Origin of the sequence: Nocardioides sp. (assembly GCF_031397825.1) — a bacterium.
In the GTDB taxonomy this organism is placed as follows: domain Bacteria; phylum Actinomycetota; class Actinomycetes; order Propionibacteriales; family Nocardioidaceae; genus Nocardioides.
In genome coordinates this window covers 1-5,689 of the sequence record NZ_JANNML010000219.1, presented here as the reverse complement: position 1 = coordinate 5,689, position 5,689 = coordinate 1, and the positions used below count along the sequence as shown (strand labels likewise).

The 5,689-nt window shown below is 73.7% G+C and carries 3 protein-coding genes; 1 reads left to right on the top strand and 2 read right to left on the bottom strand.

The annotated features are described in order from the left end of the window. Positions 1–40: 40 nt before the first annotated feature. The gene (locus tag RMN98_RS18400; RefSeq protein WP_309650272.1) at positions 41–2,098 is read right to left on the bottom strand and encodes a serine/threonine-protein kinase; all 2,058 of its coding nucleotides are present in this window, start codon (positions 2,096–2,098) and stop codon (positions 41–43) included. Beyond that, positions 2,095–4,341: a protein kinase domain-containing protein gene (locus RMN98_RS18395; RefSeq protein WP_309650271.1), complete on the bottom strand. Its 2,247-nt coding sequence runs from the start codon at positions 4,339–4,341 to the stop codon at positions 2,095–2,097. Before RMN98_RS18395 ends, RMN98_RS18400 begins: the two co-directional genes overlap by 4 nt. A gap of 61 nt (positions 4,342–4,402) precedes the next feature. Between RMN98_RS18395 and purD the strand changes: the two genes are divergently transcribed. Continuing rightward, complete coding sequence (purD, locus tag RMN98_RS18390; RefSeq protein ID WP_309650270.1) at positions 4,403–5,638, top strand: phosphoribosylamine--glycine ligase; 1,236 nt, start codon at positions 4,403–4,405, stop codon at positions 5,636–5,638. Positions 5,639–5,689 lie beyond the last annotated feature (51 nt).

Here is a 5,689-nt window from a genome sequence, read left to right as displayed (position 1 = left end):
CGCGATGTTGCAGACGATGCAACATCGCGCCGACTCGGCGTCAGTAGGGAGGCCAGTAGATCCGCTCGAGCGTCCCCTGGCTCCGCTTGTCCTCGGACACCGGGCGTGGATCGCCGCTGCTCACGCTGAAGGCGTTGGTCGTGGACATGAGGATCACCAGCCCGCGCTCGCGGACGTGGGCGACCAGGTCGTCGTCGCCGTCGCCGTCCACGTCGCTGACGCTCACATCGTCGGGGTAGCCGACCTCGTCGAAGTCCTCGGGCTCGGCGAGCCAGGTCCGGCCGGTCAACCTGGCGTCGGCCCAGGACCACACCGTGACCGACGGGCCGTCGTCGACGGCGGCCAGCTCGTCGGTGCCGTCGCCGTCGAAGTCCCCCGCGCGCCAGTCGGCGAAGGAGTAGTCGTCCTGCGACACCTTCGTCGGCGTGCCCGACGGGCGCAGCCGCTTCCCGGTCGAGGCGAGGACCTCCAGCCGCAGCGGTCGGTCGCCGACCTCCAGCACGTGCACCAGGTCCGGCAGCCCGTCACCGGTGAGGTCGCCGAGGGCGAAGGCGTGGTCGTCGAGCACGCCGGTGGGGGTGTCGGTGAGCAGCCAACGCTCGGCGAGGCTGACGGAGCCGTCCTCCTGGCCGCGTGCCACCGTCACGGCGAGACGTCCGGCCGCGGCGGTCGCCACCGCGACGTCGTCGAGCCCGTCGCCGTCGAAGTCGGCCACCATGGGGATCGAGTCGAAGAGGTCCCCGAAGGCCGGGGTCTGCATGAGCGTGGTCGATGTCGCGCCCGCGGCCGTGTCGACGGTGATGCTGAGCGTGGGGTGCTCACCCCCGACGTTGACGACGTCGAGGAGGCCGTCGCCGTCGACGTCCCCCACCGTGGCCTGGCGCTGGACCTGGCGCAGCGGACGTGGGCCGCCCAGGGACGCACCCTCGGAGTAGAACGCCCAGCCCTGCTCGTCACCGACCGTCATCACGTCGCCGAGCCCGTCGCCGTCCAGGTCACCCGTGACCGGCTCCTGCGGGGGAGCCGGGACCGGCTGCGTGGCAGGACTCTGCGACGCGGTCCCGCCCGTGCCGGCCGGTGGGGAGGTGCCCGGGTCGCCCGCCGCGGGCCCGTCCTCCCCACCGCGCAGGGCGATGGCTGCGCCGGTGCCGCCGGTGGCGAGCAGCACGGCGAGGGCGGCTCCGACAGCGAGGCGTCGCTGCCTTCGGCGACGGGCCAGCACGAGGGGCGGCGCGCCCGGGGTGGACGGGGTGAGCCCGCCCCCGAGACCACGCAGGTCGTCGCGCAGCGCGGCGGCGGAGGGGTAGCGGTGGGCCGGGTCCTTGGCCAGGGACCTGGACAGGACGGTGTTGACGCGGCGGGTCAGCTCGTCCTCGCCGGGCAGCTGCGGCACCGGCTGCTGGAGGTGCGCCATCGCGACCTCGACGTCGGCCCCGGCGTAGGGCGGCCGGCCGGTGAGGCACTCGAAGAGCAGGCAGCCGACGGCGTAGACGTCGCTCAGCGGACCGCCCGGCTGGCCCGCTGCGCGCTCGGGGGCCAGGTAGTTCCAGGTGCCGGCGACGGCACCCGCGGTGGTCAGCCCCGAGGAGCCGCTGTCGGTGTGCGCGACGCCGAAGTCGCAGAGGTAGACGTGCAACCGGTCCGTACGACGGTCGCGCAGCAGCACGTTGGCCGGCTTGACGTCGCGGTGCGTGACGCCAACTGCGTGAGCTGCGGTGAGGGCGTCGGCGACCTGGGCACAGGCCCGGAAGGCGAGCGGGGGAGCGAGGGGGCCGCCGTCGCGCAGCAGGGCGCCGAGGTCGCCACCGGCGGCGTGCTGGGTGACGAGGTAGGGCCGGCCGTCCTGCTCGCCGTGGTCGAAGATCGAGATGACGTGCGGCGAGTCGAGGCGTGCGAGCACCGTGGCCTCGCGCTCGAAGCGGCTCAGGAACAGCGGCGAGTCCGAGCCGTGGGCCAGCATCACCTTCAGCGCCACCGGCCGCTGGAGCCGCAGGTCGGTCGCGGCGAACACCATGCCCATGCCGCCGACGCCGAGCACGCCGTCGATCCGGTAGTGGCCGATGACCTCGCCCGCGACGGGCACTCCTCCCGACGTCACGGGAAGGACCCGCCGAGCAGGGAGGGGCCGTAGGACTCCTCGAGCTCGAAGTCCCAGATCGCCCAGCGCGACGCGTTGGAGAACTGGTCGCCGGAGGACTGCGCCACCTGCACCAGGGCCTTGCCCTTCGCGGCGGAGGGCCCGACGCTCAGCACGTCGTCCTTGCCGTCGCCGTCGTAGTCACCCATGACGATCGCGCTGTCGAAGTAGTTGCTCGTCGGCAGGGGCAGGAGACCCACGGCACGCGCCTTGCCCATCCCCTCGGCGTAGTCGAGCACGGTGAGCTGGATGAAGTCGCTCTTGTTGAGCCCGACCACCAGCTCGTCGTCCTGGTCGCCGTCGACGTCGCCGGTCACCGCCTCGAGACCGATCTCGCTCACGAATCGCCTCGGCCGGCCGTCCTCGCGGAAGGTGCCCTCGCCCGTGCCGAGATAGGTCTGGGCGGTCGAACGGTGCTGCTGGGGGTAGTCGACGTCAGGGGTGGTCAGCACGGAGACGTCGGCCAACCCGTCGCCGTCGTAGTCGCCCACCTCGACCTCCGCGAAGCTGTAGCCGGGGACCAGGTCGAGTGCGCGCCTGGGTGTGCCGAAGCGGCTGCCGTCGGAGAGCGACACCGAGACCGTCATGCCGCGCGGCTTGCCCCAGGCGACCAGCAGGAGGTCCTCGGTGCCGTCGCCGTCGACGTCACCCGCGAAGGCGGTGCTGTACGTCCCGCCCCCAGGTCTGCGGATGCCCTGGTCCACGGCGCCGCCCCCGCTCAGCTCACCCACGAGCCGCGGGTCGACCCCGTCGTCGGTGGTCGTGTACACCTCGAGGACCTCGAGCAGGTCGTCACCGTCGAAGTCCCCGATCACCGGGGTGTCGCTGCGGTCCTTCGGACGCTCGGGACGGTCGACGACCGGGTCGACCAGGGCGCTGCCGTCGGAGGTCCACGTGGTGCGCTCGTAGTAGGACGCGCCGCGCTCGGGGGCGATGAGGGACAGGATCGAGAGGTCGGCGAAGCCGTCGCCGTCGACGTCCCCGCGGACCGGGCCCTCGGCGGTGGACGCGGGTGCGCCGGTCGGGTCGGTCGGGCCGGTCGGGCCGGTCGGGCCGGTCGGGTCGGTGGGGGATCCGGCGGAGATGCCGCCCGTGGGGTCGGCCGACGCCGTCGTTCCACCACCGGCGGTGGGGCTCGGGTCGTCGTCCCCGCCGAGCAGGGTCACGGCAGCGATGCCGCCGGTCACGGCGAGGACGGCGAGCGCGGAGAGCGCGACGAGGGCCGTCGTACGACGCCGTGACGAGCGGGCGCCCCGCGTGTGGTGGCCGGGCGGCGGGGCCGTCGGGGGTGCGCTGCCCGGCGTCGGGATGGGCGTGGGAGCGAGGGTGGGTGCTGCCGAGCGCGCCGAGGTCGGCCGGACCCCGGCGGTGGGAAGGGCCGCGGCAGCGAGCAGGTCGGCGCGCAGGGCGTCGGCATCGCGGTAGCGCGAGCGCGGGTCCTTGGCCAGGGTGTTGGCGAGGATCGCATTGACGTGACGGGTGAACGGGTCGTCCCCGGCGAGCTGGGGGACCGGCGAGCGCTGGTGGGCGATCGCGATCTCGACGTCCGAGCCACCGTAGGGCGCGTGACCGGTCAGGGCGGCCCAGAGCAGGCAGCCGGTGGCGTAGAGGTCCGAGGCGGGGGTGCCGACGGCACCTGCCCCGACCTCGGGTGCGAGGTAGCTCCACGTCCCGGAGACGGCACCTGGTGCGGTCAGGCCGTCGGCCTCGGTGCGCGCGATGCCGAAGTCACACAGGTAGGCGTGCAGGTCGAGCGTGTCGGCGTCGCGCAGGAGCACGTTGCTGGGCTTGACGTCGCGATGGACGACGCCGGCGCGGTGGGCGTCGGCGAGGGCGTCGGCGACCTGGGCGCAGACGGTCGCCGCGAGCGCGGGCGGCATGGGTCCGCGGGCGGCGATGAGGCCCCCGAGGTCGCCGCCGCCGACGTACTGCGTGGCGATGTAGGGGCAGCCGTCCTGCTCGCCGTAGTCGAAGATCGCGATGACGTGCGGGGAGTTGAGCCGGGCCAGGAGCGAGGCCTCGCGCTCGAAGCGTGCGAGGAACTCCGCAGAGCCGCCCAACGAGGCGGAGACGACCTTGAGGGCGACCTGACGGTCGAAGTCGGTGTCGGTGGCACCGAACACGACCCCCATGCCGCCCTGGCCGATCTGGGAGTCGATGCGGTAGCGGCCGAAGAGGTCGCCGACGCGAGGGAAGTGGGGCATGGAGGGGTCCTTCCCGGGCAGAGGGCTGCGCAATCCTCGCCGCGCACTAGGCTGGCGGCCCGTGAAGACCCTCGTCATCGGTACCGGCGGCCGTGAGCACGCCCTCGCTCGAGCGCTCTCCCTCGACCCCGGCGTCACCGAGGTCCACGCGGCGCCCGGAAACCCCGGCATCGCGGGGGTGGCCACGCTCCACGAGGTGGACCAGATGGACGGTGCCGCCGTGGCCGACCTGGCCGAGCGGCTGGGCGTCGACCTGGTGGTCGTCGGACCTGAGGCTCCGCTGGTCGCGGGGGTCGCCGACGCCGTGACCGCGCGCGGGATCGCGGTCTTCGGACCTTCCGGTGCCGCCGCGCAGCTCGAGGGCTCCAAGGCGTTCGCCAAGGAGGTCATGGAGGCAGCCGGGGTCCCGACCGCACGCGCGTTCGTCTGCACCGACGCCGACCAGGTCGCCACCGCGCTGGACACCTTCGGCCCGCCCTACGTCGTCAAGGACGACGGGCTCGCCGCCGGCAAGGGCGTCGTCGTGACGCTCGACCGCCAGGAGGCCGCCGACCACGCCGCCGGGTGCGAGCGGGTCGTCATCGAGGAGTACCTCGACGGCCCCGAGGTCTCGCTCTTCGCCATCACCGACGGCACGACGGTCTACCCGCTCCAGCCCGCGCAGGACTTCAAGCGGATCGGTGACGGCGACGAGGGCCCCAACACCGGCGGCATGGGGGCCTACACGCCACTGCCGTGGGCGCCCGCCGACCTGGTCGCCGAGGTGCTCGCCACCGTCCTCCAGCCGACCGTCGACGAGATGGCCTCGCGCGGCACGCCCTTCGCCGGACTGCTCTACGCCGGGCTGGCACTCACGGCGCGCGGCACCCGGGTGGTGGAGTTCAACGCCCGCTTCGGCGACCCGGAGACTCAGCCCCTGATGGCCCTGCTCGACGCCCCACTCTCGCCGCTGCTGATGGGCGCGGCGACCGGGACGCTGGCCGAGGTGCCGTTCCCGCAGTGGAAGGCCGGCGCCGCCGTCGCGGTCGTGCTGGCCAGCGCCGGCTATCCCGAGACCTCCTCCAGCGGCGACGTCATCACGGGTCTGGACGCGGCCGAGGCCCATGAGGCCGTCCACGTCATCCACGCCGGCACCGCGATGCAGGGTGACGACCTGGTCACGGCCGGGGGGCGGGTCCTCGCCGTGATCGCGACCGGCTCGAGCGTCGCCGATGCTCGTGCGGCGGCCTACGTCGGCGTGGCCGACGTGACGTTCGACGGCGCCCAGCACCGGACGGACATCGCTGCGGGCATCTGACGTGGGCGGGCAGTTGCCTGCCACGGAGACGGCTCCGCCGCGCTAGTGAGA

Excerpts from the sequence above, each read along its gene's own strand:
- RMN98_RS18395 (WP_309650271.1), bottom strand. The coding sequence starts at position 4,341 with ATGCCCCACTTCCCTCGCGTCGGCGACCTCTTCGGCCGCTACCGCATC.